26 protein-coding genes are annotated in these 25,213 nt (G+C 63.9%); 14 read left to right on the forward strand and 12 right to left on the reverse strand.

The annotated features are described in order from the left end of the window. The first annotated feature begins 60 nt into the window (after positions 1-60). The 3 genes from LY284_RS06660 (at position 61) to aceA (ending at position 4,140) form a co-directional block, all read left to right on the forward strand. Positions 61-330 carry an acyl-CoA-binding protein gene (locus LY284_RS06660; RefSeq protein WP_014191096.1) on the forward strand — a complete coding sequence of 90 codons (270 nt, stop codon included), beginning with the start codon at positions 61-63 and terminating at the stop codon, positions 328-330. Positions 331-798: 468 nt separating this feature from the next. Next, positions 799-2,439 carry a DEAD/DEAH box helicase gene (locus LY284_RS06665; RefSeq protein ID WP_014191095.1) on the forward strand — a complete coding sequence of 547 codons (1,641 nt, stop codon included), beginning with the start codon at positions 799-801 and terminating at the stop codon, positions 2,437-2,439. Positions 2,440-2,832: 393 nt separating this feature from the next. Beyond that, entirely contained in the window at positions 2,833-4,140 is a 1,308-nt protein-coding gene (gene aceA, locus LY284_RS06670) for an isocitrate lyase (RefSeq protein WP_014191094.1), read from the forward strand. Positions 4,141-4,255: 115 nt separating this feature from the next. Here aceA and LY284_RS06675 read toward each other — a convergent pair whose 3' ends face one another. Together LY284_RS06675 and LY284_RS06680 are read right to left on the reverse strand one after the other, a co-directional pair. Continuing rightward, a complete protein-coding gene (locus LY284_RS06675) occupies positions 4,256-4,690 on the reverse strand; it encodes a universal stress protein (protein ID WP_014191093.1) in 435 nt (144 codons plus the stop codon). A gap of 76 nt (positions 4,691-4,766) precedes the next feature. After that, the gene (locus tag LY284_RS06680; RefSeq protein ID WP_014191092.1) at positions 4,767-5,672 is read right to left on the reverse strand and encodes a LysR family transcriptional regulator; all 906 of its coding nucleotides are present in this window, start codon (positions 5,670-5,672) and stop codon (positions 4,767-4,769) included. 137 nt (positions 5,673-5,809) lie between these two features. Between LY284_RS06680 and LY284_RS06685 the strand changes: the two genes are divergently transcribed. The 3 genes from LY284_RS06685 (at position 5,810) to LY284_RS06695 (ending at position 8,668) form a co-directional block, all read left to right on the forward strand. Further along, the gene (locus tag LY284_RS06685) at positions 5,810-6,637 is read left to right on the forward strand and encodes a haloacid dehalogenase type II (RefSeq protein WP_045450450.1); all 828 of its coding nucleotides are present in this window, start codon (positions 5,810-5,812) and stop codon (positions 6,635-6,637) included. Further along, entirely contained in the window at positions 6,634-8,244 is a 1,611-nt protein-coding gene (aceB, locus tag LY284_RS06690) for a malate synthase A (protein WP_014191090.1), read from the forward strand. Before LY284_RS06685 ends, aceB begins: the two co-directional genes overlap by 4 nt. Positions 8,245-8,407: 163 nt before the next feature. Next, on the forward strand, positions 8,408-8,668 hold the full coding sequence (locus LY284_RS06695) for a hypothetical protein (protein WP_014191089.1): 261 nt from the start codon (positions 8,408-8,410) through the stop codon (positions 8,666-8,668). On the opposite strand, the gene LY284_RS06700 is transcribed toward LY284_RS06695, so the two are convergent. Both LY284_RS06700 and bamC read right to left on the reverse strand, forming a co-directional pair. Beyond that, entirely contained in the window at positions 8,669-8,959 is a 291-nt protein-coding gene (locus LY284_RS06700) for a putative quinol monooxygenase (protein ID WP_014191088.1), read from the reverse strand. Positions 8,960-9,426: 467 nt separating this feature from the next. Next, on the reverse strand, positions 9,427-10,638 hold the full coding sequence (gene bamC, locus LY284_RS06705) for an outer membrane protein assembly factor BamC (RefSeq protein WP_014191087.1): 1,212 nt from the start codon (positions 10,636-10,638) through the stop codon (positions 9,427-9,429). Positions 10,639-11,043: 405 nt separating this feature from the next. Here bamC and LY284_RS06710 point away from each other — a divergent pair, with 405 nt between their 5' ends. Together LY284_RS06710 and LY284_RS06715 are read left to right on the forward strand one after the other, a co-directional pair. Further along, positions 11,044-11,505 carry a DUF2844 domain-containing protein gene (locus tag LY284_RS06710; protein WP_014191086.1) on the forward strand — a complete coding sequence of 154 codons (462 nt, stop codon included), beginning with the start codon at positions 11,044-11,046 and terminating at the stop codon, positions 11,503-11,505. 10 nt (positions 11,506-11,515) lie between these two features. Further along, positions 11,516-12,802, forward strand: coding sequence for a DUF3443 domain-containing protein (locus LY284_RS06715; RefSeq protein WP_014191085.1), 1,287 nt, complete (start codon positions 11,516-11,518; stop codon positions 12,800-12,802). 64 nt (positions 12,803-12,866) lie between these two features. Here LY284_RS06715 and pcaC read toward each other — a convergent pair whose 3' ends face one another. Genes pcaC through LY284_RS06745 form a run of 6 tightly spaced genes read right to left on the reverse strand, consistent with a single transcriptional unit; the run spans position 12,867 to position 18,008 of the window. Next, positions 12,867-13,250 carry a 4-carboxymuconolactone decarboxylase gene (pcaC, locus tag LY284_RS06720; protein WP_014191084.1) on the reverse strand — a complete coding sequence of 128 codons (384 nt, stop codon included), beginning with the start codon at positions 13,248-13,250 and terminating at the stop codon, positions 12,867-12,869. Between the two features lie 2 nt (positions 13,251-13,252). After that, complete coding sequence (pcaD, locus tag LY284_RS06725; protein ID WP_014191083.1) at positions 13,253-14,041, reverse strand: 3-oxoadipate enol-lactonase; 789 nt, start codon at positions 14,039-14,041, stop codon at positions 13,253-13,255. A gap of 5 nt (positions 14,042-14,046) precedes the next feature. Then, on the reverse strand, positions 14,047-15,408 hold the full coding sequence (locus LY284_RS06730) for a 3-carboxy-cis,cis-muconate cycloisomerase (protein WP_014191082.1): 1,362 nt from the start codon (positions 15,406-15,408) through the stop codon (positions 14,047-14,049). 4 nt (positions 15,409-15,412) lie between these two features. Beyond that, positions 15,413-16,615 (reverse strand): 3-oxoadipyl-CoA thiolase, encoded by a 1,203-nt coding sequence (gene pcaF, locus LY284_RS06735; RefSeq protein ID WP_045450449.1) that lies wholly within the window; start codon positions 16,613-16,615, stop codon positions 15,413-15,415. A 20-nt stretch (positions 16,616-16,635) separates the two neighbouring features. Then, positions 16,636-17,292, reverse strand: a complete 657-nt coding sequence (locus LY284_RS06740; protein WP_014191080.1) for a 3-oxoacid CoA-transferase subunit B — start codon at positions 17,290-17,292, stop codon at positions 16,636-16,638. A gap of 11 nt (positions 17,293-17,303) precedes the next feature. After that, positions 17,304-18,008, reverse strand: coding sequence for a 3-oxoacid CoA-transferase subunit A (locus LY284_RS06745; RefSeq protein ID WP_014191079.1), 705 nt, complete (start codon positions 18,006-18,008; stop codon positions 17,304-17,306). A 181-nt stretch (positions 18,009-18,189) separates the two neighbouring features. Between LY284_RS06745 and LY284_RS06750 the strand changes: the two genes are divergently transcribed. Next, positions 18,190-19,005 (forward strand): IclR family transcriptional regulator, encoded by an 816-nt coding sequence (locus LY284_RS06750; RefSeq protein WP_014191078.1) that lies wholly within the window; start codon positions 18,190-18,192, stop codon positions 19,003-19,005. A 24-nt stretch (positions 19,006-19,029) separates the two neighbouring features. Further along, positions 19,030-19,953: a LysR family transcriptional regulator gene (locus LY284_RS06755; protein WP_014191077.1), complete on the forward strand. Its 924-nt coding sequence runs from the start codon at positions 19,030-19,032 to the stop codon at positions 19,951-19,953. Between the two features lie 3 nt (positions 19,954-19,956). On the opposite strand, the gene LY284_RS06760 is transcribed toward LY284_RS06755, so the two are convergent. Next, positions 19,957-20,370: a DoxX family protein gene (locus LY284_RS06760; protein ID WP_014191076.1), complete on the reverse strand. Its 414-nt coding sequence runs from the start codon at positions 20,368-20,370 to the stop codon at positions 19,957-19,959. Between the two features lie 102 nt (positions 20,371-20,472). Between LY284_RS06760 and LY284_RS06765 the strand changes: the two genes are divergently transcribed. From LY284_RS06765 to LY284_RS06775, 3 genes are all read left to right on the forward strand, one after another. Further along, entirely contained in the window at positions 20,473-21,363 is an 891-nt protein-coding gene (locus LY284_RS06765) for a LysR family transcriptional regulator (protein WP_014191075.1), read from the forward strand. A 142-nt stretch (positions 21,364-21,505) separates the two neighbouring features. Beyond that, positions 21,506-21,922: a hypothetical protein gene (locus tag LY284_RS06770; protein WP_014191074.1), complete on the forward strand. Its 417-nt coding sequence runs from the start codon at positions 21,506-21,508 to the stop codon at positions 21,920-21,922. A gap of 232 nt (positions 21,923-22,154) precedes the next feature. Then, complete coding sequence (locus tag LY284_RS06775) at positions 22,155-23,411, forward strand: site-specific integrase (RefSeq protein ID WP_233385325.1); 1,257 nt, start codon at positions 22,155-22,157, stop codon at positions 23,409-23,411. A gap of 147 nt (positions 23,412-23,558) precedes the next feature. Here the strand turns inward: LY284_RS06775 and LY284_RS06780 are convergent, their stop codons facing one another. Further along, positions 23,559-24,032, reverse strand: coding sequence for an HNH endonuclease (locus LY284_RS06780; RefSeq protein WP_233385334.1), 474 nt, complete (start codon positions 24,030-24,032; stop codon positions 23,559-23,561). A gap of 127 nt (positions 24,033-24,159) precedes the next feature. Here LY284_RS06780 and LY284_RS06785 point away from each other — a divergent pair, with 127 nt between their 5' ends. Continuing rightward, positions 24,160-25,164 carry a site-specific integrase gene (locus tag LY284_RS06785; protein WP_233385336.1) on the forward strand — a complete coding sequence of 335 codons (1,005 nt, stop codon included), beginning with the start codon at positions 24,160-24,162 and terminating at the stop codon, positions 25,162-25,164. Positions 25,165-25,213 lie beyond the last annotated feature (49 nt).

Genomic DNA, 25,213 nt, shown 5'->3' on the forward strand with positions numbered 1-25,213 from the left:
TGCCTCGCTTGCTAAGATCGACCGCTCTTGTCTCGCCATCTTGATAACAACGGAGAATGCATGACCGGCATCGACCAGCAATTCGCCCAGGCCCAGACCGACGTGACGCAACTGCCGGAGCGCCCCGGCAATCTCACGCTGCTGCGCCTCTACGCGCTCTTCAAGCAGGCGAGCATCGGCGACGTCGAAGGTGAAAAACCCGGTTTCACCGACATCGCCGGCAAATACAAATACGAAGCGTGGGCCGCGCTCCAGGGCACCCCCACCGACGACGCCAAGGCGCGCTACGTCGAACTCGTCGAAGCGCTGAAGCGCGGCGAAGCCGCCTGATATCGACGCACTCCGCACCTGCGCCATCCTGATGCCCAGAGATGGCGCATGCGCCAAAATGTGGCGCAGTGCAGCAAATTCCGATATACTAGCGGCTAGCGCTCGATTGCGAGCGGCATGCCCGACGGGTCAAACCCGCTCGAAGCCGCACGCAGCAAGGCGCCTCGTAGCGTTTCGCCCCAATCCAGTTTAGAAACTGTCCCCTTCCTGCCAGGCCATTGCGCGGTTGTATTGCGCGCAGTTTGTTTCACGGCCCGTCATGCATCAGGCTGACGTCAGCGCTTGCCGTTCTCGCGAACGACCGGGCCTGCCGTGAATCCGATACAGCTTCTAACCAAGATGCTCGCCGCATGTTCGCGCGAGCGGCCCCCGTTTTTCGATTTGCCCGCTGTTTCTTCGCTCGCTGAATCCAACGACTTGGGTATGCCGATTGGCGCCGACGCCTTATTCCCCGTTTCAAGGATCGACATGACTTCGAGCTTTACCGCTAGCCCGTTGGACAACCTCGCAGCAAACATTGGCATGACCCCCGCGTCGGACGCCCCGGCCGCTCCCGCAGTCGAAAAGCCCGCCGGCCCCAGTTTCGAATCCCTCGGTCTTTCGGCCGAAATCGTCTCCGCGCTGACCGCAGCCGGCTATCAAAACCCGACGCCCGTGCAGGAGCGCGCGATTCCCGCAGCGCTCGCCGGCCGCGATCTGCTCGTCTCGAGCCCGACCGGCTCCGGCAAGACCGCGGCGTTCATGCTGCCGGCCATCGAAAAATTCGCGCAAATGCAAAAGCAGGAAGCGCAGCAACCGCGCGCGCCGCGCGATCCGAACGCAAAGTCCGGCCGCCGTCCGCAGCCGATCGCGCGCCCGAAGCTGCTCGTGCTCACGCCGACGCGCGAACTCGCGATGCAGGTGTCCACCGCCGCGACGACGTATGGCAAGCATCTGCGCCGCCTGCGCACCGTCAGCATTCTCGGCGGCGTCGCGTATGGCCAGCAGTTGATGCTGCTCGCGAAGAACCCCGAAATTCTCGTCGCGACGCCGGGCCGTCTGATCGACCATCTGGAGCGCGGCCGCATCGACCTGTCGGAACTGAACATGCTCGTGCTGGACGAAGCCGACCGCATGCTCGACATGGGCTTCATCGAAGACATCGAGACGATCGTCGACGCGACGCCCGCTTCCCGCCAGACGCTGCTTTTCTCCGCGACCATCGACAGCAAGATCACGTCGCTGACCGGCCGCCTGCTGAAGGACCCGGAGCGCATCGAGATCGTGCAAAGGCTCGAAGCGAAGAGCAACATCGCGCAGACCGTGCACTATGTGGATGACCGCGATCACAAGGATCGTCTGCTCGATCATCTGCTGCGAGCCGATGAGCTCGATCAGGCGATCGTCTTCACGGCGACGAAGAGCGATGCCGATCTCATCGCCAATCGTCTCGCCGACGCCGGTTTCGAATCCGCCGCGCTGCACGGCGACCTGCCGCAAGGCGCGCGCAACCGCACGATCCGTGCGCTGCGCGAAAAGCGTGTGCGCGTGCTGGTCGCCACCGACGTCGCCGCGCGCGGCATCGACATTCCGGGCATCACGCACGTGTTCAACTACGACCTGCCGAAGTTCGCCGAAGACTACGTGCACCGCATCGGCCGCACCGGCCGCGCGGGCCGCAGCGGCACCGCGGTCAGCCTTGTGCACTACGCCGAAATGGGCGCACTCAAGCGCATCGAGCGTTTTGTCCGTGCACCGCTGCCGGTGAATACCGTTGCCGGCTTCGAGCCGCGCAAGGCACCGCCCAAGGGCGGTTTCGGCGGCGGACGCGGCCGTCCGGGCGGTAATGGCGGCGGTCGTCGCTTCGGCGGCAACGGCGGTGGCAACGGCAGCGGCCGTGGCTACGGTCCGGGCAACGCCAGCGGTTACGGCAACAAGCCGAGCGCCGGTGCGCGCGAAGGCGGCGGCTTCCGTGACGGCGGCTATCGCGGCAGCGAAGGCGGCGGCTACCGCGGCGGCAACAGCGATGGCGGCTATCGCGGCGGCAACCGTGAAGGCGGCTTCGGCCAGCGCGACGGCTACAGCGCACGCCGCAACGACGGCCCGCGCGCGCCGCGCCGCGGCAGCTAAGCGGCAGCCGGAAGGCGGTTTCCACACCGCTTTCCTCAGCCTCGAAAGAAACCGATGCCTCGCGCATCGGTTTTTTTCGCCTTGTCGCCATATTTCACGATATGGAATGGTCTTTTGCGTCGCAAAAGATGTGCTGCGCGGCACCATGCCGCCCGTTGCAAGATAGAAAAAGGCATTCCACGATACGATATAACGCCTGTATATCATTGAATTCAATGAGGAAAAATAATCCGAAAATCTCCGCCCGAGGGGTGTCTCGCGAGAGGGCATTTGCCTAGACTCTTATATAAGAGTTGAGCAAACGCAGACAGCCGAATCCGGCTCACGGCGCTCAAGTCGTCAGGAACATCGATTCAACATTCGTCGTTCAGTCCAATCTCAAGGAGAAACGCTATGACCTCACGTCAACAACAAGCTCAGCAACTCCAGCAGCAATGGGAAGCCGATCCGCGCTGGAAAGGCATCAAGCGCGGCTACTCGGCGGAGGACGTCGTGCGTCTGCGCGGCTCGGTGCATCAGGAGCACTCGCTCGCACGCCGCGGCGCCGAAAAGCTGTGGGAGTCGATCAACGAGGAGCCCTTCGTCAACGCGCTCGGCGCGCTGACCGGCAATCAGGCGATGCAGCAGGTCAAGGCCGGCCTCAAGGCGATTTATCTGTCGGGCTGGCAGGTGGCTGGGGACGCCAACGTCGCGGGCGAAATGTATCCCGACCAGTCGCTGTATCCGGCGAATTCGGTGCCGCTCGTCGTGAAGCGCATCAACAATACGCTCACGCGCGCCGATCAGATTCAGTGGTCGGAAGGCAAGAATCCGGGCGACGAAGGGTATATCGACTACTTCGCGCCGATCGTGGCCGATGCCGAAGCCGGTTTCGGCGGCGTGCTGAACGCCTTCGAACTGATGAAAGCGATGATCGAAGCCGGCGCCGCGGGCGTGCACTTCGAAGACCAGCTCGCCTCGGTCAAGAAGTGCGGCCACATGGGCGGCAAGGTGCTCGTGCCGACGCGCGAAAACGTCGCGAAGCTCACGGCCGCGCGTCTCGCGGCGGACGTGTGCGGCGTGCCGACCGTGCTCGTCGCCCGCACCGACGCCGAAGCCGCCGATCTCGTCACCTCCGACATCGACGACAACGACAAGCCGTTCCTCACCGGCGAGCGCACCGTGGAAGGCTTCTTCCGCACCAAGCCGGGCCTGGAACAGGCGGTGTCGCGCGGCCTCGCCTACGCGCCCTATGCGGATCTCGTGTGGTGCGAAACGGGCAAGCCGGATCTGGAATACGCGAAGAAGTTCGCCGAGGCGATCCACAAGCAGTTCCCGGACAAGATGCTGTCCTACAACTGCTCGCCGTCGTTCAACTGGAAGAAGAATCTGGACGACGCGACCATCGCCAAGTTCCAGCGCGAGTTGGGCGCGATGGGCTACAAGTTCCAGTTCATCACGCTGGCCGGCTTCCACGCGCTGAACTACTCGATGTTCAACCTCGCGCACGGCTACGCGCGTTCGCAGATGAGCGCGTTCGTCGAGTTGCAGCAGGCCGAGTTTGCCGCCGCCGACAAGGGCTTCACGGCGGTCAAGCATCAGCGCGAAGTGGGCACGGGCTATTTCGATGCGGTCACGCAGACGGTGGAGCGCGACGCATCGACGACCGCGCTGCACGGCTCGACCGAAGACGAGCAGTTCTTCGACAAGAAGGTGGCTTGATAGCAGGCTGAATCAGGGAGAGCGGTGAACAGGACGGCGGCGGTGACGCATGCAGCAATGCGCCACCGCCGCCGTTCAAACGAAAGCGCATCGCAGGTGCGCTTCCGTTTGGACCTCACCGGTACACGATCACGGGAATCTTGGTGTGCGTGAGCACGCGCTGCGTTTCGCTGCCGATGAGCAGGCTGCCGAGACCGCGCCGCCCGTGCGAGGCCATCAGAATCACGTCGCAGCCGTTTTGCTCCGCCGCTTCGATGATGCCGATATACGGCGCGGCTTCGATGCTCGTCACGCTCGCGCAGGGCACGCCCGCGCTTTCGGCGGCGCGCTCGACGGCGCGCAGGTGTTCGCGGGCTTCGTTTTCGGCGCGCGCGTGGAAGTCGTCGGGCGGCTCGACGGCGACATCGGCGAACGGCGAATACGGATACTGCGGCAGACACGCATAAGCCGTGATGCGCGCGCCGACAGATTGCGCGAGATCGATCGCGCCGTCGATGGCCTTTTGCGACAGTTCCGAGCCGTCGGTCGGCACGAGGATGTGTTTGAACATGGCGTCCTCTTCTTAACGTGAGTGCATGGTTGCATTGTAGTAACGCGCAGCGCGCGTACATAGGATTCCGAACGGCCTAATCGCCCCAATATCCGGTCGCGTTATACGTATGCTTGAGCAAATCGAGAAAGAGCCGCACGCGCAACGGCAAGTGCCTTCTCTGCGGAAACACCGCATGGATGCCAATGGGCGGCGCGGCGAACGCATCGAGCACGCTGAGAAGACGCCCCGCGCCGATATCCTCGCCGACCTCCCACCACGAGCGCCACGCAAGGCCGCGGCCTTCGAGGCACCATTCGTGCAGCACCGCGCCGTCCGAGCATTCCATCGTGCCGGAGACCTTGATCGTCACGACCTTGCCGTCCTGCTGGAACACCCACCCGCGCTGCTGATTCGCCGACGCGCCCAGCGCGAGACAGTTGTGATGCGCGAGCGCGGCGAGATCGGCCGGCTCGCCGCGCGCGGTCAGATAGTCCGGCGACGCGATGCACACGCGCCGGTTCTCCCCCAGCTTGAGCGACACGAGGGACGAATCCGGCAGTTCGCCCAGGCGCACCGCGCAATCGAAGCCTTCGTTGACGAGATCGACCATGCGGTCGGTCAGATCGAGACTCACCGACACATCCGGATGCACCGTCGTGAATTTCGGCACCAGCGGCGCGACGTGCCGCCGCCCGAAACCCGCCGGGGCCGAGACGCGCAAATGCCCGCTCGCCTTCACGCCGCCCGCCGACACGCTCGCCTCCGCGTTCTGCATGTCGTTGATGATGCGCTGGCAGTCTTCGAGAAACGCGGAGCCTTCGAACGTGAGCGTGATCTTGCGCGTCGTGCGCACGAGCAGCTTCACGCCGAGCCGCTCTTCGAGCGCATCCAGCCGCCGTCCGATGACCGCCGGCGCGATGCCCTCCGCCTGCGCCGCCGCCGACAGGCTGCCCTTCGCCGCGACGGAGGCGAAAGTCTCAATCTGCTTGAATCGATCCATGCGTGTTCGTCGTCAATGTGGTCGCTAGCGCTCAGATTAGGTGTCGAAAAGTAAAAGATCAAGTGATTCAGCGAGCCTTTTTCCATCACTCAGATCACGAATACAATTCAACCGACCTCTACACGGAGCGCAAGGCAATGTCGGCCATAACGACAACCGCATCATCTTCATCCGCTTATATCGTCCGGCCCCGCGCAGTCCTCTTCGACGCTTACGGCACGCTCTTCGACGTCCATTCGGTCGTCGCAGCCGCCGAGCAGCTTTTTCCCGGCCACGGCGACGCGCTCTCGCAGCTCTGGCGCCAAAAGCAGATCGAATACGCGCAGTTGCGCACGCTCGCCGATCCGGCGGGCGCGCATTACACGCCGTTCTGGACCGTCACGATCGATGCGCTGCGGCACGCCGCGGCGCGGCTCGATCTCGCCGGCGCGCTGACGCCCGCCGCCGAAAAGCGCCTGATGGACGAATACGCGTGCCTGTCCGCCTTCCCCGACACCGTGCCCGCGCTCAGGCAATTGCGCGAACGCTTCGATGTGCCGCTCGCGATTCTGTCGAACGGCAATCCGCCGATGCTCGACGTCGCCGTGAAAAGCGCCGGCATGAGCGGCCTCTTCGATCACGTCCTTTCCGTCGATGCCGTGCGCGCCTACAAGCCCGCCCCGGCCGCCTACGCGCTCGGCACGCGTGCATTCGGCGCGACCGAGCTTCAGGCGCGCGACTTCGTGTTCGTGTCGTCGAACGGCTGGGACATCGCGGGCGCGGCCTGGTTCGGCTACACGACGTTCTGGATCAACCGCGCCGCGCTGCCCGTGGAGCAACTCGGCGTTGCGCCGGACGCCAGCGGGCGCGGCATGGACGAACTCATCGCCTTCATCGAAAGCGGCTGCGCAAGCCGCAACGCCGCATCGGCAACACCCAAGTCAAAACCAGCAAAACCGTCTGACCGACCAAGGAGAAAACCATGACGCATCCCTCCAACTCGCTTTCGCTTCCGAAAGGCATGGCAATCCCCGCCGACATCAAGCCCGGCTACGAGGCCATTCTGACGCCCGAGGCGCTCGAATTCGTCGCCGCGCTGCATCGCCAGTTCGAGCCGCGCCGCCAGCAATTGCTCGCGGCGCGCGTCGAGCGCACGAAGCGTCTCGATGCCGGCGAACGCCCGGGCTTTCTCGAAGAAACGAAGTCGATCCGCGAAGGCGACTGGAAAGTCGCGCCGCTGCCGAAGGATCTGCAATGCCGCCGCGTCGAGATCACCGGCCCTGTCGAGCGCAAGATGATCATCAACGCGCTCAACTCCGGCGCGGATTCGTACATGACCGACTTCGAGGATTCGAACGCGCCGAACTGGGACAACCAGATCGTCGGCCAGATCAACCTGAAGGAAGCGGTGCGCCGCACGATTTCGCTGGAACAGAATGGCAAGTCGTACAAGCTCAACGACACGGTCGCGACGCTGATCGTGCGCCCGCGCGGCTGGCATCTCGATGAAAAGCACGTGAGCGTCGACGGCCAGCGCGTCTCGGGCGGCATTTTCGATTTCGCGCTCTTTCTCTTTCATAACGCGAAGGAACTGATCGCGCGCGGCAGCGGCCCGTACTTCTATCTGCCGAAGATGGAAAGCCATCTCGAAGCGCGCCTGTGGAACGATATCTTCGTCGCGGCACAGGAGGCCGTGGGCATTCCGCGCGGCACGATTCGCGCGACGGTGCTCGTCGAAACGATTCTCGCCGCGTTCGAGATGGACGAGATTCTCTATGAACTGCGCGAGCACAGTTCCGGCCTGAACGCGGGCCGCTGGGACTACATCTTCTCGGCGATCAAGAAGTTCAAAAACGACACGGACTTTTGCCTCGCGGACCGCGCGAAGATCACCATGACCGCGCCGTTCATGCGCGCCTACGCGCTCGAACTGCTGAGAACCTGCCACAAGCGCAATGCGCCGGCAATCGGCGGCATGTCCGCGCTGATTCCGATCAAGAACGATCCCGCCGCGAACGACCGCGCCATGAGCGGTGTGCGCTCCGACAAGGCCCGCGACGCCACCGACGGCTACGACGGCGGCTGGGTCGCGCATCCCGGTCTCGTGCCGCTCGCGATGGAAGAATTCGTGAAGGTGCTCGGCGACAGGCCGAATCAGATCGACAAGCAGCGCACCGACGTGCAAGTGACCGCGCACGACCTGCTCGACTTCCGCCCGGAAGAGCCGATCACCGAAGCGGGACTGCGCAACAACGTGAACGTCGGCATCCACTATCTCGGTTCGTGGCTCGCGGGCAATGGCTGCGTGCCGATCCACAATCTGATGGAAGACGCCGCGACCGCCGAAATCTCGCGCTCGCAAGTGTGGCAGTGGATCCGCTCGCCGAAGGGCAAGCTCGACGACGGCCGCAAGGTCACGGCCGCGATGGTGCGCGAGATCACCGTCGACGAACTGGAGAAGGTGAAGCAAAGCGTCAAGGCGTCGGGCGCCGACACGAAGCCGTACGATCGCGCCGCGAAGATCTTCGAGGACATGTCGACCTCGGCGGATTTCACCGAGTTTCTGACGCTGCCGCTTTACGAAGCGATCTGAGCGAACTGCGTGTTGCGGGCGCTTCGGCGCACGGTGAAACGAGCGGCCCGCGGGCCGCTTTTTCGTTCGACGCGCCTCATGGATCGCGCACGGCGTGTGCTACATTGCGCATCGTCTTTTCAACGATTCAACCGTGGAGCGCACTCACCGTGCGAACGACAGCATGAGCAATATCCAGCTCGATATCGAATGGACCGAAGCGGCATCGCGCAAAATCGAGAAACTGATGCCGCGCAACGCGAACAAGGACGCGCTTCTGGCGCTGCCGCCCGTGGAGTGCCTGCCGGTGGAAGGCGACGTGCTTTTTCTCGGACCGGCCGGCAAGCAGCAGCCGTTCATCGTCGCGGAGCGCCAGTATCATCACGACGGCGACGCCGACTGGACCATCGTCCTGATTCTCGACGTTCCGCACGAAACGCACTAATCAGAGAATCTTGCTCGCGACGCGCACTTCGGTGTGCTCGCACAGATCGGGCGCTTTTGCGCGAAACGCCTGAATATGCGCCGACTCGCCGTGCTTCGCGAGCGCGGCCTCGCTCTCCCAGCGCTCGACGAAAATAAAGCGCCGCGGCTCCGTGATGTCGCGGTGCAAGTCGTACTGCAGCGCGCCCGCCTCCTTTCGCGTCGGCGCGACGTTGGCTTCGAGCACCTGCCTCAATTCCTCTTCCCTGCCCGGCTTCGCGACCAGAATGGCGACGACGGCGACTTCCGACATGGCGTTTCTCCTCTATCCGATTGAAGATGAAAGCAGGAGCATAACGGCGCTCGCCGGAGCCCGCTGAAACGCGCCAGGAAAATTCAAAGAAAAAGCCCGCGTTCCAATTGAAACGCGGGCGAAAACCGTCGCCCTACGAGGATAGGCGACGGGGCCATCGGGGTTCGCGCGTGGCGAACCGATCATCTGCTTGTCTAGGCGGTGGCGCGCCGGGTCAGCGCGCTTTCGGTGAACGTTCGGGCGGCGTGTCGCGCCATTGATGCAATGTACTGTCCATGCGCCGATTTCTATAAGCTTTTGCGCACATTCGACGATAGAAAGAATTGTCTGCGCAATTCGCGGGCGAGTCTCGCATTTCTGTGCATGCTGAAGAGATGCTCGCGACCATCGTTTGCGCGAGAAAAAAGACGCAAAAAAACCGCCTCGCGAAGGAGGCGGTTCGTTTCAAATCGTGCCCGGAAGAACGATTAGCTGATTTGGTCCGCGAGCAAGGCCATGATCTGACGCGCTTGCGGCGACGAATCGACATCGCCCTTGTCGTCGACCACCGCGATACGCGTCTGCTGCTCGGTGACGGCGCGCACGTTGACCTGATACTGCTTCGCTTTCATTTCCTTGCGGCCGTGGAAGACCTGGCTCCAGAAGCCCTGCTCCGCCGACGACTTGTCCGTCGGATCCACGTAGCGCACGTAGTAGACGCCCTTGTTGCGGTCGCGGTCGTCCACCGTGAAGTTGGCGCGATCGAGCGCGATGCCCACGCGCAGCCACGCGCGATCGTAAGCTTCCGGCAAGGTCAGCTGCGACGTCGTGGCTTCGGGCACGACCTCGTTTCGGATCGGCGAGTTGCCCGCGAGCGCGACGTTCTGCGCCGCGACCGACGCGGCCTTCGCATCGCCGCCCTTAGAGGCTTGCGCGCCGGCGGCCGGCGCCGGTGCCGGTGCGTCCAGCGGCGTCGCGCCGCCTGACGCCACGCGCTGGTCGGCCAGCGCGAGCGAGGACATCAGCCGCTTCAGGTATTCGTTCTCGAGCGCCGGATCGTTCGGACGCGCCTGCCATTGGCTCGAATCGTTGTTCACGCCAGTCAGCGCTTCGCGCATGCCCTTCTGGCTGATGAACACGTAGGTGCCGCCGCTGGGCGCGGTTTCGAGGCGCGTGCGGTACTTGTTGCGCTCGGCCGTGACATACGAGTTGCCGGTCGCCTTCGCGAGCGTGTCGCGAATCAGGCCGTCGGAAATTTGCGGATGGGTTTCGTTCCAGTCCGTTTCCATCACGCCCTTGTCGCGCTGATCGACGACGAGCAGAAAGCCCTGCTCCTGCCAGAAACGGCGGACCTGCGGCCAGACCTGATCGGGCGTCTTGCCGTCGATGACGAGCCAGCGCTCGGTGCCGTCGCGCTGAACGTGCATGCCCGAGACGGGCGGCACCACCGTGGGCGCGTTCGGTGCGACTTTCTGAATCTGTTGCAGATCGGACAGCGTTGCCTGACCGCCCTGCGGCGGCAGCGAACGCTGGTCGGCCGCTTCGTCGAGCAGATTCGGCGGCACGGCGAGAGACACCTGCTTCGAACGCTGATCGCTCTTGTAATTGAATGCGTTGGGATTGGACGAGCCGCATCCCGCCACGATTCCAGCCACCGCGAACAGCGCAGCCATCCGCTTGGTCACACGAAAATCTGTCATTTGGAGAAGTCCTTCCGCTACGCCACGGGCGTTCTTCCGTGGATCAACCCGTTATTTTACCGGTCCCGCGCCGCGCCGTGAAAAAAAGAGGTCCGGCGGCCACGCTCGCCGCTCCTTTTGCTAACTTGCTTTCAGACGCAAAAATATGACGACGCGCAATCACTTGGCGCACCCACGTCTCTTATTTAAGACTTATCTGGTTGAAATGACAATTTGTGACATTCAACGAAATCGGCAATTTGCTCTTTCGTTTCCCGCAACCTGCTGATTCGTAACGGGCTTTCCGCTCTCCCTCGCATCCGGGCACGTTTTGCGGGCACGCGTCCCTCTGTATCGCTTTGCTTGCTCTTCCCACTAGAATTTCATCTCAAAATAAAAAGAGTCCTAAATAACGGAGAGAAAGCAGTGAAGAAAAACAGCATTCCTTACTACGCGGCGGCCGGCCTCAGCATGCTGGCGATTGGCGTGACATTGCCCGCCCACGCTCAGCTCGGTGCGACCGGGCGCACCGTGAACGGGCCGCAGGGCGATGCCCTGGTCCGGCTTCAGGGCGGGCTCGTGCAATATCACGAGGCGACCGACGCGCATGGCATCGTCGTGCGCGAATACGTCGATTCGAACGGCGACGTCTACGCGGTTTCCTGGCGCGGCCCCGCGATGGCGAATGTCCAGGCGCTGCTCGGCACGTATTTCGAAACGTTCCGCGAAGGCGCGAGTACGTCGGCGGGCGATGCCGGTTTGCATACGGCGCACGTCGTGCGAGGCGATCTCGTCGTCGAGAACCACGTGCGGCTGCGCGAGTTCAGCGGCCGCGCCTGGCTCACGAGCGCGCTGCCGCCGGGCGTGAGCACCGCGGATATCGAGTAGGAGACCGACGATGATCACACGCTCCCTGCTCTCGACGATCGCGCTTTGCGCCCTGCTCCAGGCCTGCGGAGGCGGCGGCGGCTCGAACGGCGGCTCCTCGACCCCGGCCACGCCGGCTGCCCCGGCGGCCACCGCGAGCGCGCCCCTGGCGGCAAGCGCGCCCGCGCCCGCAAGCCCGGCATCGGCGCCGAATACCGACACGACCGTGGTGCAATCGACGACGCCCAACGTCCAGCCAATCCAGGTCACGCGCACGGCCACCAGCACGCGCAACATGCTGCAAACCAGCGTGACGATCTGCGTGCCCGGCACGAGCAACTGTCAGACCATCGACAATATTCAGGTCGATACCGGTTCGCACGGGCTGCGCGTGCTGGCGTCCGCGCTCAATCCGTCGATCGCGCTGCCGCTCGTCGCGGGCAGCAACGCGAACGCCGTCATCGCGGAATGCGCGGTGTTCGGCACGGGCTATACGTGGGGCGCGGTGCGCAAGGCCGATGTGCGCATGGCCGGTCACGTCGCGAGTTCCACATCCGTGCAGTTGATCGCCGACAGCGCCGCGCCGAACGCCGCGCAGGACTGCAGCCAGTCCGGCCTGCCGATGCTCGGCGCGTCCTCGCTGCGCGGCAACGGCATTCTCGGCGTCGGGCCGTTCACGGCGGACTGTGGCGCAGGCTGCGCGGCGTCCGCGATGCCGCGCTGGTATTACAGCTGCACCTCGGGCAATTGCGTCGCGACCACGCTGGCAGTGACCCAGCAGGTGACGAATCCGGTCGCGAATTTCGCCGCCGACAACAACGGCGTGCTGATCGAGTTGCCGGACGTGCCGGACGGCGGCGCTTCGTCGGTGACAGGAACGATGACCTTCGGCATCGGCTCGCAGTCGAACAATCTGCTCGGCTCGGCGGTCGTGCTCAAGTCGAGTTCGTCGTCCGGTTACGTGACGACCGAGTTCGACGGCAGTCAGTACCGGTCGAGCTTCATCGACAGCGGATCGAACGGCGTCTTCTTCCCCTCGACGGCGCTCACCCGCTGCGGCGTGTGGTATTGCCCTTCGTCATCGCAAACGCTCGCCGCGACCATCGTTTCGCAAAGCGGCGCGCAAAGCGCGGTCCGCTTCACGGTCGCGCAATCGTCGGCGCTCTTCGGCACCGGCAACTACGCCTTCGACAATCTCGCCGGGCCGGCCAGCGGCTATTTCGACTGGGGCTTGCCGTTCTTCTACGGACGCCGCGTGTTCACGGCGCTCGCCGGACGGCCGACGCCCGCCGGCGCCGGTCCCTACTACGCGTTCTGAAGATGCAGAAAAGCCGTCTGCGCACACCGCGCAGACGGCTTCATCGACCAGCAGAAGTCAGCACTTACGCCTTGCGTTCTTCGTCGAAGATTTTCTGCGCGAGATGGAAGGCGGAATTCGCGGCCGGCACGCCGCAATACACCGCCGTCTGCAGCAGCACTTCCTTGATCTCGTCCTGCGTCACGCCGTTGTTTTTCGCGGCGCGCAAGTGCAGCGCGAGTTCCTCGCTGCGATTGAGCGCGACCATCATCGCGATGGTGAGAAGGCTGCGCGTGTGGCGCGGCAGGCCGTCGCGCGTCCAGATTTCGCCCCACGCATAGCGCGTGATGAAATTCTGGAACTCCGTCGTCAGCTCCGTGCGGTTCTCGAGCGAGCGGTCCACGTGCGCGTCGGACAGCACCGCGCGGCGCACCTTCATACCGGCTTCGTAACGTTCGTCGTCGGTCATCGTTATTCTCCGAGGAAGTCGAGGACGGCGCGCGTGTAGTCGTCGCGTTTTTCGATATTCGACAGATGCGCCGCGTCCAGTTCGATATAGCGCGAGCCTTCGATATAGCCCGCGAGTTCGCGGCCCTGCTCGGCCGTCGTCGAGAGATCGTGCGTGCCCGCGATCACGAGGACCGGCAGCGTGATCGTCTTCGCTTCGCCGCGCAGGTCGGCGTCGCGGATCGCCTCGCAGTTCGACGCGTAGCCGTCGCCCGAGGTATGGCGAAACACGTCGCGGATATTCGTCATTTCGAGCGCTTCGCGTTCCATGAACGGCGCGGTGAACCAGCGCGCGATGACGGCGTCGGTCAGCGCGGGCATGCCGCCCGGCTCGCGCGCTTTCGCCGCGCGCGGCGTCCAGACGGCGTCCGAGCCGATCAGCGCGGCGGTGTTCGAGAGCACGACACGTGCGAAGCGCGCCGGATGACGGGCGGCCAGGCCGATACCGGTCAGCCCGCCCATCGACAGGCCGCAGTAATTCGCGCGCTCGATCTTGAGATGATCCATCAGGCCGATCACGTCGCCGACCAGTTGATCGATCGTGTACGGCCCCGGCGGCACGTCAGAATGGCCGTGGCCGCGCGTGTCGTAGCGCAACACGCGATAGTGCTTGGCGAACGCCTCGATGTTCGGCGTCCACATCGAGACATCGGCGCCGAGCGAATTCGACAGCACGAGCCACGGGGCGTCGTCGCCCGCGGTGACATCGACGCGATAGTGAATTCGCGTTCCGTTGACTTCGGCAAGAGGCATGGTTTTTACCGCTCCTGTTTTTTCGAATGGGCGATTGCAGCGTCGACGAAGGCCTGGGCCTGGCCGACGTAGTTCGCCGGGTCGAGCAATGACTTGAGTTGATCCTGCGAGAGATGACGCGCGACGGTTTCATCGGCGGCGAGCGCGTCGAAGAGCGGCGTGCCGTTCGCGACCGACGCCTTCGATGCGCCTTCCACCAGCTTGTGCGCATCCAGCCGGCCGATGGCGTCGCCGAGCGCGAGCATCACCGCTTCGCCGAGAATCAGGCCATTCGTGATGCGCAGGTTCGCGGCGAGCCGTTCGGCGTTGATTTCCATCGACGGAACGATCGCGTTGATGTTGCTCAACGCGCCCGCCGTCAGACGCGCGAGATCGGGCAGCGCTTCCCATTCGGCCTGCCAGCCGCCCAGCGCGCGCTCGTGCTCCTGAACCATGCCGGCGAAGATCGTCGCCACGAGATTCGGCGCGCGCGTCGCCGCGGTCAGCACGGCCGCGCAGCCGACGGGATTGCGCTTGTGCGGCATCGTCGACGAGCCGCCCTTGCCCGCCGCCGCCGGTTCCGCGACTTCGCCGAGTTCGGTCTGCATCATCAGCGAGACGTCGCGCGCGATCTTTCCGAGCGTGCCCGTCAGCATGCCGAAAAACGACGCGGCCTCGGCAATGCGATCGCGCTGCGTGTGCCACGGCAACGCGGGCAGCGTGAGTTTCAGGTCGTCCGCGAGCGCTTGCGCGACCAATGAACCTTTGTCGCGCAGGCTCGCGAGCGTACCCGCCGCGCCGCCGAACTGAAGCACGAGGGCGCGCGCTTTCAGTTCATCGAGCCGCGCACGGTGACGCGTCACCGCATCGAGCCATTGCGCGAACTTGAGACCCAGCGTGATCGGCAGCGCTTGCTGAAGCCACGTGCGGCCGATCATCGGCGTCGCTTTGTGCGCCTGCGCCTGTTGAGCGAGCGCGCCCGACAGCGAACGCAGATCCGCATCGATCAGATCGAGCGCCGCGCGCAGTTGCAGCACGACGCCCGTATCGATGATGTCCTGGCTCGTCGCGCCCCAATGCACGTACTTCGCGGCTTCGGCATCGCGCGCCTTCACGACGGCGGTGAGTTGCTTGACGAGCGGAATCGCGAGATTGCCGCCCGCGGCCGCGCCGGTCATCAGCGCGTCGGCGTCGAGGTTGTCGGCGTTGCACGCGGCCACGATGGCGTCCACCGCGCTCGCCGGAATCACGCCGTGCAGCGCCGACGCGCGCGCGAGCGCGGCTTCGACGTCGAGCATCGCCTGCACGGTCGCGCGCGGCGACCACACGGCGTTCGCCGCGGCGTTGCCGCAGATCAGATCCGTCAAACGTCCGTTGGCGTCGAACATGCCGTCAGACACGCTCGATGATCATCGCGATGCCCTGGCCCACGCCGATGCACATCGTGCACAGCGCGAAGCGGCCGCCGGTGCGCTGGAGCTGATAGCTCGCGGTCGTCACGAGCCGCGCGCCCGACGCGCCGAGCGGATGGCCGAGCGCGATCGCGCCGCCATTCGGATTGACGCGGGGATCGTCGTCCGCGACGCCGAGCATGCGCAGCGTGGCGAGCCCTTGCGAGGCGAAGGCTTCGTTCAGCTCGATCACGTCCATCTGGTCGATGGTCATGCCGAGGCGCTTCAACAGCTTCTGCGACGCCGGACCCGGACCGATGCCCATCACGCGCGGCGGCACGCCGGCGGTGGCGAGGCCGAGAATGCGCGCGCGCGGCGTGAGGCCGTTGCGCTTCGCGGTTTCCTCGTCGGCGATCAGCATGGCGACCGCGCCGTCGTTCACGCCCGACGCGTTGCCGGCCGTCACGCTGCCGTCCGGGCGCACGACGCCCTTCAGCTTCGCGAGCGCTTCGAGGCTCGTTTCACGCGGATGCTCGTCGCGATCGACGACAAGCGCATCGCCCTTTTTCTGCGGAATCGTCACCGCGACGATTTCTGCGCTAAGCGTGCCGTCCTTCTGCGCGCGCGCGGCCTTCTGCTGGCTGCGCAATGCGAACGCGTCCTGATCGGCGCGGCTGATCTTGTAGTCGTCCGCGACGTTCTCGGCGGTTTCGGGCATCGAATCGACGCCGTACTGTTTCTTCATCAGCGGATTGATGAAACGCCAGCCGATGGTCGTGTCGTGGATGTCGGCGGAACGCGAGAACGCGCTCGTTGCCTTGCCCATCACGAAGGGCGCGCGGCTCATGCTTTCGACGCCGCCCGCGATCATGAGGCTCGTCTCGCCCGCCTTGATCGCGCGCGCGGCGACGCCAATCGCGTCCATGCCCGAGCCGCACAGGCGGTTCACCGTCGAGCCGGGCGTGCCGACGGGCAAACCCGCCAGCAACGCCGACATGCGCGCGACGTTGCGGTTGTCTTCGCCCGCCTGATTCGCGCAGCCGTAGATCACTTCGTCGATGGCTTCCCAGTCCACTTCCTTGTTGCGCTCGACGAGCGCACGCAGCGGCACCGCGCCGAGATCGTCGGCGCGCACGGACGAGAGCGAACCGCCGTAGCGGCCGATCGGCGTGCGGATCGCATCACATACGAATGCTTCTTTCATTGTTTATGTCTCCAGTTCTCTCAGGCGGCCTCGGACAGCGGCGCGTATTGAAGCGGCACCTTGGCCAGCTTCTGCAATTCATCGAACGACAAGCCTTCCACCATCTCGCGCACGACGAAGCCTTCCGGCGTCACGTCGAAGACGGCGAGGTCCGTGTACACGCGGTTCACGCATTCGACGCCCGTCACCGGATACGTGCAGACATCGACGAGCTTGCTTTCGCCCTGCTTCGTGAGCAGTTCCATCATCACGTAGACCTGCTTCGCGCCGATCGCGAGATCCATCGCGCCGCCGACCGCCGGAATCGCGTCGGGCGCGCCGGTGTGCCAGTTCGCGAGATCGCCCGTGGCCGAGACCTGGAATGCGCCGAGCACGCAGAAATCGAGATGGCCGCCGCGCATCATCGCGAACGAATCCGCGTGATGGAAAAACGCGCCGCCCGTCAGGAGCGTGACGTGCTGCTTGCCGGCGTTGATCAGTTCGTCGTCTTCGGCGCCTTTCTCGGGCGCGGGGCCCATGCCGAGCAGACCGTTTTCGCTGTGCAGGAAGATTTCGCGGTCGGCCGCGAGATGATTGGCGACGAGCGTCGGCACGCCGATGCCCAGGTTCACATACGCGCCTTCGGGAATGTCCGCGGCCACGCGCTTGGCCATTTCGTCACGAGTGAGTTTCTTCATGGCTTAGTTCCTTAGGCTGCGAGTTCTGCGGCGAGTTGGTCCACATGAGCGGCTTGCGGCACTTCCACGACGCGCTGCACGAAAATGCCCGGCGTCACGATGTTTTCGGGGTCCAGCTCGCCGAGCGGTACGACCTTCGACACCTGCACGATCGCCGTCTTCGCGGCGCTCGCCATGATCGGGCCAAAGTTGCGCGCAGTTTTACGATAGACCAGATTGCCCCAGCGGTCGCCCTTGTAGGCCTTCACGAGCGCGAAATCGGCGTGCAGCGGCGCTTCGAGCACGTAATGCTTGCCGTCGATCACGCGCGTTTCCTTGCCTTCCGCGAGCTTGGTGCCGTAACCCGTCGGCGTGAAGAATCCGCCGATGCCCGCGCCCGCCGCGCGGATGCGCTCGGCCAGATTGCCCTGCGGCACGAGTTCCAGTTCGATTTCGCCCGCGCGGTAGAGCGCGTCGAACACGTGCGAATCGGTCTGGCGCGGGAACGAGCAGATGATCTTGCGCACGCGCTTGGCCTTCAGCAAGGCGGCCAGGCCCGTGTCGCCGTTGCCGGCGTTGTTGTTGACGATCGTGAGTTCGCGCGCGCCCTGCTCGATGAGCGCGTCGATCAGCTCGGACGGCATACCCGCCGTGCCGAATCCGCCGATCATGATGGTCGCTCCGTCATTGACGTCGGCTACGGCCGAGGCGAGCGAATCGAAAATCTTGTTGATCATTGCCGTTCCTGTCTGTCTCGAACTGGGGGTTACCTGCTCGTCAGCACACTTGCGCTGAAATGTTCGTCATGCGAACATGGATTCGTTTAGCGAACATCGGCATGGTAGTCCTGCATTCGTTGTCGTGTCAACGAAGCAAGTGCGAAGTACGGGTTTTTACCGGTGTATTGAATCGAGGCTTATGAAAAATTCAACTCCAGTCAGCGAAGTCGAAGCGCAAGACGCTCCGTCGCGTCCGGGCGATGCCTACGTGCAGTCGTTCGCGCGCGGGCTTGCCGTGATCCGCTCCTTCGATGCGAACCGCCCCGCACAGACGCTGACCGACGTCGCCGCCGCCACCGGCCTGACGCGCGCCGGCGCGCGCCGCATTCTTCTGACGCTGCAGGCGCTCGGCTATGTCGAGGCGGACGGGCGGCTCTTTCAACTGACGCCGAAAATTCTCGATCTCGGCTTCGCTTATCTAACGTCGATGCCCTTCTGGAACCTCGCCGAACCGGTCATGGAGGATCTCGTCGAACAGGTGCATGAGAGCTGCTCGGCGGCGGTCCTGAACGGCGCGGAAATCGTCTACGTGCTGCGCGTGCCGACGCACAAGATCATCACGCAGAATCTGTCGATCGGCAGCCGTCTGCCCGCGTTCTGCACGTCGATGGGCCGCGTGCTGCTCGCCGCGCTCGACGACGCGCGGCTCGACGATGCGCTCGACGCGAGTTCGCTCGTCGCACGCACGCCGCGCACCATCGTCGACAAGGACGCGCTCAAGGAGGCGATCGCCGTCGTGCGCCGGCAAGGCTGGGCGATCGTCGATCAGGAACTGGAGGAAGGTCTGATTTCGATGTCCGCGCCGATCCGCGACCGCCAGGGGCGCGTGATCGCGGCGCTGAATATCAGCGGCAACGCGCAGCGCAAGAACGCGAAGCAGATGGTGAAGGCATTTCTGGAGCCGCTTCAGGAAGCCGCGCAACGCGTATCGGACATGGTCGCGCGGCGCGGCTGACGCTCCAACCACGCGCGAGCCAGCATGAACGATCTCGATCTCAACCTGATTCCCTACCTCGTCGCCATCGACGAGACGCGCAACGTAAGCCGCGCCGCCGAACGCCTCGGCGTGAGTCAGCCGCGCGTGTCGACGGCGCTTGCGCGCCTGCGCGAGTACTTCAACGATCCGCTCTTCGTGCGCACGTCGCGCGGCATGGAACCGACGCCGCGCACTATCGCGCTCGTGCCCGCGGCGCGCGAGGCGCTCGCGCGCATCGAGCGCGGCCTGCTCGACCGGCAGCACTTCGATCCGTCGACGAGCACCGACACGTTTTCGATCGCGCTATCCGATGTCGGCGAGATCGTGTTTTTGCCGCGGCTCCTGCAGGCGTTCGCGAAGCACGCGCCGGGCGCGAATCTGCGTTCGGTGTCGGCGTCGCACGGGGATGTCGAACGCGGGCTCGAAGCGGGCGAGATCGATCTCGCGGTCGGCTACTTTCCCGATCTGCGCGGCAACAACTTCTTTCAGCAGCGGCTGTTCTCGCATCGCTTCATCTGTCTGATGCGGCGCGATCATCCCTTCGCCAACGAGCCGCTCACGCTCGAGCGCTTTCTTGCATGCGGCCATGCGGTCGTGCGCGCCGAGGGCCGCAGCCAGGAGATTCTGGAGAATCACCTCGACAAGGAGCGCGTCCGGCGTCGCGCCGTGCTGGAGACGCCGCATTTCATGAGCTTGCCGTTCATCCTCTCGCGCACCGATCTGATCGCGACGGTGCCACATGCGATCGGCTTCGCCTACGTCGCCGAGCATGCGTCGATCACGCTCGCCGAGCCGCCGCTGCCGCTTCCGCGCTTCGATCTGAAGCAGCACTGGCATCGCAAGTTTCACAACGACGCGCGCACGATGTGGCTGCGCGGCGTCGTCGCGTCGCTTTTCAACGACGCGCTCGACGAGTGGCCGAAGTGATCGTCAACGCCGGGCGTCGATGCTCCATGCGCCCGGCCCCGCCGCCGCGATGAACAGATAGATGAACGACAGCAGCACGGCCGGCTCGCCCCCATTCAGAAGCGGCAGCAAGAAGTTGCCTTTCGGCGCGTGACCGATGAAATACGCGAACGCCAGTTCGCCCGACAGCACGAACGCCGCCGCGCGCGTGAACAGGCCGATCAGCACGAGCGCGCCGCCGACCAGTTCGATGACACCCGCCGCGCCGAGCAGCGAAAAGAGCGGCAAGCCGTCGAACATCGCGATGTGCGGAACGTGGAAGAGCTTCGCGCTCGCGTGCGTGAGCACGACATACGACGCGACGATTCGCAGCAGCGCGTGCGCATAGCCGGCAAGCGCCGGCGCGCCGGCCGAAGCCGAACGGAATTCAGTAGACATTGCAAACGCTCCTTGGAAGTGGATTGCGGCAGTCTATGCAACCATCGCCCGTCGATAAATCCGGCTAACATTAGCGTTTTGTTTCCAGACAGGAAATGATCGATGGACGCTCTGACCAGCTTGCGCGTGTTTCGGGAGGTCGTCGAGGCGGGCAGCTTCGTCAAGGCCGCCGAGCGGCTCGATATCTCGACGGCCATGACGAGCAAGCACGTCGCCAATCTGGAACGGCAGTTGGGCGTGCGCCTTCTGAACCGCACGACGCGCCATTTGAGTCTCACCGAAGCCGGCAGCGTGTACTACGAACAGTGCAGCGAGGCACTCGATATTCTTCAGGCCGCGGAGGCGGCCGTCGGCGTGCAGACGGCGCAGCCGCAGGGCGTGCTGAAAGTGACCGCGCCGGGCTGGTTCGCGAATCGCAAGTTCGCGGATTTGCTCGTTGCGTATCAGGCGCGCTATCCCGGCGTGCTCGTCGATCTGCGGCTGGAAAACCGCTTCGTCGATCTGGTCGAGGAAGGCTACGACATGGCGATACGCGCGACGTCCGAGCCCTCGCCCTCGCTGATCGTGCGGCCTCTGTGCAAGATGCCCTTCGTGCTCGCGGGCTCGCAGACGTATTCCGAGAAGCATGGCCGCGTGCGGCATCCCGACGATCTCGCGCGGCATCGCTTCGTGCTGCCCACTTACACGAACATCGATTCGGTGACGCTGACCGGTCCGGATGGCGCGTTCGTCGTGAAGAATCAGGCCGTGCTCAAGACCAACGATACGTCGATGGCGCTTCAGCTCGTGCGCGCGGGACTCGGGCTCGCGTATTTTCCGGCGTGGATCGTCGAGCCCGAACTGGCGTCGGGCACGCTCGTGCGCGTGCTGCCGGCCTACACGGCCTTCGCACCGTCCGTCTACGCGGTGTACACGAGCCGCAAATACATGACGACGAAGGTGCGGACGTTCATCGACTTTCTGTCGGAGTCGCTGGCCGATCGGCCAATATGATTAGGAATACTCTTATTCTAGCGTCGTTTTCCGCGTGTCATGATCGCGCCGCTTTCGGCTCAGGCGATCGAGGTGCCACAAAAAATGTCAACTTCGCGCCGCCGGGATCGTTCCTGTCACCCGCACGCGAGGCCCGCGCGAAATGGATTTTCCCCTGCTTCCCCTGGCGTTCAATCTGGCATTGCTGGGCATGGCGCTTTTCATCTGCCGCACGCTGAACGCGAGTCAGGCTTCGTTGACGTGGAACGGCGCGCTGATCTTTCTCGTGCTGTGCATCGCGGCGATGCTGCTGGATTTCACGCTGACGATGGTCTTCGCGTCCGCTCACTTCCACGAGCGCAACCAGTACGACACGTTCGGCTCGCGGCTCGCGTGGGGCGAGCGCATCCCCGCGTATCTGATCCCATGTGCGATCTCGCTCTTGCTGGCATGGCGGTTCCGCAGGCGTCAGCAGTTCGCGCTCGGACGCACGAATAGGGATGAACGCGGCACTGCCTGGGGCCGTTCCAGGCGCCGCTTCGCTCCTATCGGCATCGATGCGCTCACGCCGCGCGAGTGAATTTGTCGAGTTCTATGGCGAAATGCATCGAAGCAGTTCTACTATTCGTTTCCCTCTGATATACTTTTGCTCTTTCGGGGCGTAGCGCAGCCTGGTAGCGTACCTGCATGGGGTGCAGGTGGTCGGAGGTTCAAATCCTCATTGGCCTAGCTATTAAGCGGCTGTATCTGCTACGTTTCTTCCTGCTTCGATCCCGCTGCTCGATGTGGTTGCTACACAGTCGAGGCCAGCAATGTGTACCCATCTGATTCGCCGTGGTGCCCGTTACAGCATCCGCCGCCGCGTCCCTGCCGATCTAGTCGCCATCGTCGGAAAGCAAGAGGTCATGCGCGCCCTTGGCACGTCCAATCGCGCTGAAGCAGTCTTGCGCTGCCGTCTGGAAGGTGTACGCATGGATGCCGAATGGGACGCACTGCGAGGCAAGCCGCACCGCCCGGAAAGGCTCACCGTCACCGTCTCGACGCCAGCGGCTTCGAAGCCTGCCAAACAGCCCCGCCATGCAACCGCCGATGTGCGCGATCTCGCAGATGTTGTGGACGCGTGGGCGAAGGAGCGCAAGCCGCAGCCGCGCACGGTCGCTATGGTCGAGAAGACCATTAACCGATTTCGCCAGATGGTCGGGAAAATGCTTGTCTCGGACATCCAGCGCAAGCACGTCATCGCCTTCAAGAACGCGCTGCTTGAGTCCGGACAGACTGCGGTGAATACCGACAAGCAACTGACGATGCTGCGCACGATGATGGCGTACGCCATGAACCAAGGGTGGATACCGGCGGACCCGTCCAAGGGTGTGCGTGTTGGAGAGAGGCGCAACGCAAAGGCGGTCCGTCTACCGTTCGATCTCCCCGCCCTGAAGCGCATCTTCTCGTCGCCTGTGTACACGGAACGCATTCATCCCGCAGGTGGCGGCGGCGCGGCGACGTACTGGATGCCACTGCTCGCCCTCTACACCGGCGCACGGCTCGAAGAACTTGCGCAACTAAGCCCCGACGACATTCAGCAGGCGACGTACATCGACGCCAGCGGCACGCAGCAGAGCGCGTGGATCGTACGCATCAGCGACATTGGCGAAGGGCAAGAGGTGAAAACGGCGACATCTCGCCGCCGCGTGCCTGTACATGCTGACCTGATCTCGCTCGGCTTCATCGACTATGCGCAAAGCGTGCAGGGTGCGCGGCTCTTTCCCCTGCTCAAGATGGATTCTGATGGGCGCGAGGGCGGGCTGTTCGGCAAGTGGTTCGGCAAGCAGATTCGCAAGCTCGGTATCTCGGACAGACGAATGGTGTTCCATTCCTTCCGCCATCTGCTCAAGCATACGATGCGCGAGTGCGGTATCAGTGAGGAGGTGTCCGACGCGATCACGGGCCATGCGTCGGGATCAGTGGGGCGCAGGTACGGCGCGACGTTGTATCCGCTCGCGCCCCTGGTCGATGCAATGCAGCGTTACCGCGTGCACGGCTTGACGTTGCCCGACCGCTGGCGCGCCTGAGCGACTGCGCCGCCGCCCTTGCAGCGTTGGCACACTTGCTGCATAAGCGAGTCGAGGAAGCCCCGCCCGCCGCAGCGCGGGCATAGTCGCTGCCCTTCATTCAGTAAAGGTGGTTGCATGTCATTGTCCTCTCGTCAGCAGGATAGCCTAAGCTGTTAGGTGTCGCCAGTGAAGGCCGCGTCCCGCAGTGCTCACCGCGTTCGCGGAGACACCGAACTTGCGCGCCAACGCAGCAGGGCCGTACTCGCGGCTGTACGGCGTGTAGACGGACCGGATGTATCTGACCTGTTCGGCGGTCAGTTTCGCGTGAGTACTGCGTTCGCCCCGGCTGTCGGTTCCGTCGCGAGCACGGTCGCGCTGATTCTCGCTCGGCGTCTTCCACGTCAAGTGCGCCGGGTTACAGCAATGCCGCGTGTGACAGGCACCGTGCGCCGCCTGATATTCGGACGTGGGCGGCGGGCCTTCAGCCAGCGTCAGCACGAGGCGATGCAATTCGGTTGCGCGGCCCTCGTGCTTCGCGCAGCCATAACCATGCCGATTCCGATAGCCGCTCCAGAGCCAGCAGCCGCTTTCGTTCTGGATACAGCGTGATTCGATGTCCTTAATTGTCAGGATTTGCAACTAGAAATTCTCCTTATTAGGTTGTGATTGATGGTCAGCATCTGTCCGTGCCACACTGTCTCCGCCGAGGAACGGGGACACTGACCGCCCTAGTACCTGCATTCGATCAACTATCGGAGAGCAAGGTATGGGTACGCTTCAGAAACGTCCGAACGGCAATTGGACTGGCAAGATTCGTCGGCACGGCTATCCCGCCCAGTCGAGGACATTCCTTACGAAGAAAGACGCACAGCGCTGGATCACGGAGACAGAAGCCGAGATATCGCGGGACTGCTTCGTTGACACAACGCTCGCCCGCAAAATGATTCTGCGGGAAGCCTTCGCACGTTATGCCGAGGAGGTATCAACGCCGAAGCGCGGCGCTGCCGACGAGCGCATACGGCTGGCAGCGATGCAGCGTGATCCATTAGCGGACTACTCCTTCGCGGCGCTGAAGGCCTCAGTCATCGCAGCGTGGCGGGATAGGCGACTGCGCGCCGTCTCTGGATCGACCGTAAATCGCGAGCTAACGATCCTGCGGCATGTCATTGAGGTTGCCCGGAAAGAGTGGGATGTCGCGCTGCGTAAGAATCCTGTTGACGACGTACGGCGTCCAAGGTCGAATCCACCACGCGAGCGTCGCCTTCCTGCCGACGAGCAAACCGTGCTGATGACGGAATGTCACCGCGCCCGGTCGTGGTGGCTCGCGTCGATGGTCGAACTGGCTCTCCAGACGGGTATGCGGCAGTCGGAGATTAGGACGTTGCAATGGGAGAACGTCAATTGGACGGACCACACCGCCCTCCTGCCTGCCGCTGCAACGAAGACTCTGACCACGCGGACCGTACCGCTAGATACGAAATGCATGTCGGTGCTCGAAGCGCTTCACCGTAAGCAAGGCGTGCCGAAACGCGGGCCGGTATTTCCCGGAGTCACACGCAACGCCGTCAAGCTGGCATTTAGGAGGGCGAGGAAGCGCGCCGGTCTTTCAGACTTTCGCTTTCACGATACGCGGCATGAGGCGACATCGCGGCTAACCGAACTCGGCCTGAATCCGGTCGAAGTAGCCGCTATTACCGGCCACAAGACGCTTTCCATGCTCCACCGGTACACGCACCTTCGCGCTAGGGAGCTTGTGAAGAAGCTCGGATAATCGCAACGCTGGCGCGGCAGCAGCCTCGTGAGAAGCCACTGCCACGCCG

The sequence above is a fragment of the Caballeronia sp. PC1 genome, assembly GCF_021353155.1.
Classification (GTDB): domain Bacteria; phylum Pseudomonadota; class Gammaproteobacteria; order Burkholderiales; family Burkholderiaceae; genus Caballeronia; species Caballeronia cordobensis.

Coding starts and splice junctions, on each gene's coding strand:
- LY284_RS06660 (WP_014191096.1), top strand. CDS start 61: ATGACCGGCATCGACCAGCAATTCGCCCAGGCCCAGACCGACGTGACG.
- LY284_RS06665 (WP_014191095.1), top strand. CDS start 799: ATGACTTCGAGCTTTACCGCTAGCCCGTTGGACAACCTCGCAGCAAAC.
- aceA (WP_014191094.1), top strand. CDS start 2,833: ATGACCTCACGTCAACAACAAGCTCAGCAACTCCAGCAGCAATGGGAA.
- LY284_RS06675 (WP_014191093.1), bottom strand. CDS start 4,690: ATGTTCAAACACATCCTCGTGCCGACCGACGGCTCGGAACTGTCGCAA.
- LY284_RS06680 (WP_014191092.1), bottom strand. CDS start 5,672: ATGGATCGATTCAAGCAGATTGAGACTTTCGCCTCCGTCGCGGCGAAG.
- LY284_RS06685 (WP_045450450.1), top strand. CDS start 5,810: ATGTCGGCCATAACGACAACCGCATCATCTTCATCCGCTTATATCGTC.
- aceB (WP_014191090.1), top strand. CDS start 6,634: ATGACGCATCCCTCCAACTCGCTTTCGCTTCCGAAAGGCATGGCAATC.
- LY284_RS06695 (WP_014191089.1), top strand. CDS start 8,408: ATGAGCAATATCCAGCTCGATATCGAATGGACCGAAGCGGCATCGCGC.
- LY284_RS06700 (WP_014191088.1), bottom strand. CDS start 8,959: ATGTCGGAAGTCGCCGTCGTCGCCATTCTGGTCGCGAAGCCGGGCAGG.
- bamC (WP_014191087.1), bottom strand. CDS start 10,638: ATGACAGATTTTCGTGTGACCAAGCGGATGGCTGCGCTGTTCGCGGTG.
- LY284_RS06715 (WP_014191085.1), top strand. CDS start 11,516: ATGATCACACGCTCCCTGCTCTCGACGATCGCGCTTTGCGCCCTGCTC.
- pcaC (WP_014191084.1), bottom strand. CDS start 13,250: ATGACCGACGACGAACGTTACGAAGCCGGTATGAAGGTGCGCCGCGCG.
- pcaD (WP_014191083.1), bottom strand. CDS start 14,041: ATGCCTCTTGCCGAAGTCAACGGAACGCGAATTCACTATCGCGTCGAT.
- LY284_RS06730 (WP_014191082.1), bottom strand. CDS start 15,408: ATGTTCGACGCCAACGGACGTTTGACGGATCTGATCTGCGGCAACGCC.
- pcaF (WP_045450449.1), bottom strand. CDS start 16,615: ATGAAAGAAGCATTCGTATGTGATGCGATCCGCACGCCGATCGGCCGC.
- LY284_RS06740 (WP_014191080.1), bottom strand. CDS start 17,292: ATGAAGAAACTCACTCGTGACGAAATGGCCAAGCGCGTGGCCGCGGAC.
- LY284_RS06745 (WP_014191079.1), bottom strand. CDS start 18,008: ATGATCAACAAGATTTTCGATTCGCTCGCCTCGGCCGTAGCCGACGTC.
- LY284_RS06750 (WP_014191078.1), top strand. CDS start 18,190: ATGAAAAATTCAACTCCAGTCAGCGAAGTCGAAGCGCAAGACGCTCCG.
- LY284_RS06755 (WP_014191077.1), top strand. CDS start 19,030: ATGAACGATCTCGATCTCAACCTGATTCCCTACCTCGTCGCCATCGAC.
- LY284_RS06760 (WP_014191076.1), bottom strand. CDS start 20,370: ATGTCTACTGAATTCCGTTCGGCTTCGGCCGGCGCGCCGGCGCTTGCC.
- LY284_RS06765 (WP_014191075.1), top strand. CDS start 20,473: ATGGACGCTCTGACCAGCTTGCGCGTGTTTCGGGAGGTCGTCGAGGCG.
- LY284_RS06770 (WP_014191074.1), top strand. CDS start 21,506: ATGGATTTTCCCCTGCTTCCCCTGGCGTTCAATCTGGCATTGCTGGGC.
- LY284_RS06775 (WP_233385325.1), top strand. CDS start 22,155: ATGTGTACCCATCTGATTCGCCGTGGTGCCCGTTACAGCATCCGCCGC.
- LY284_RS06785 (WP_233385336.1), top strand. CDS start 24,160: ATGGGTACGCTTCAGAAACGTCCGAACGGCAATTGGACTGGCAAGATT.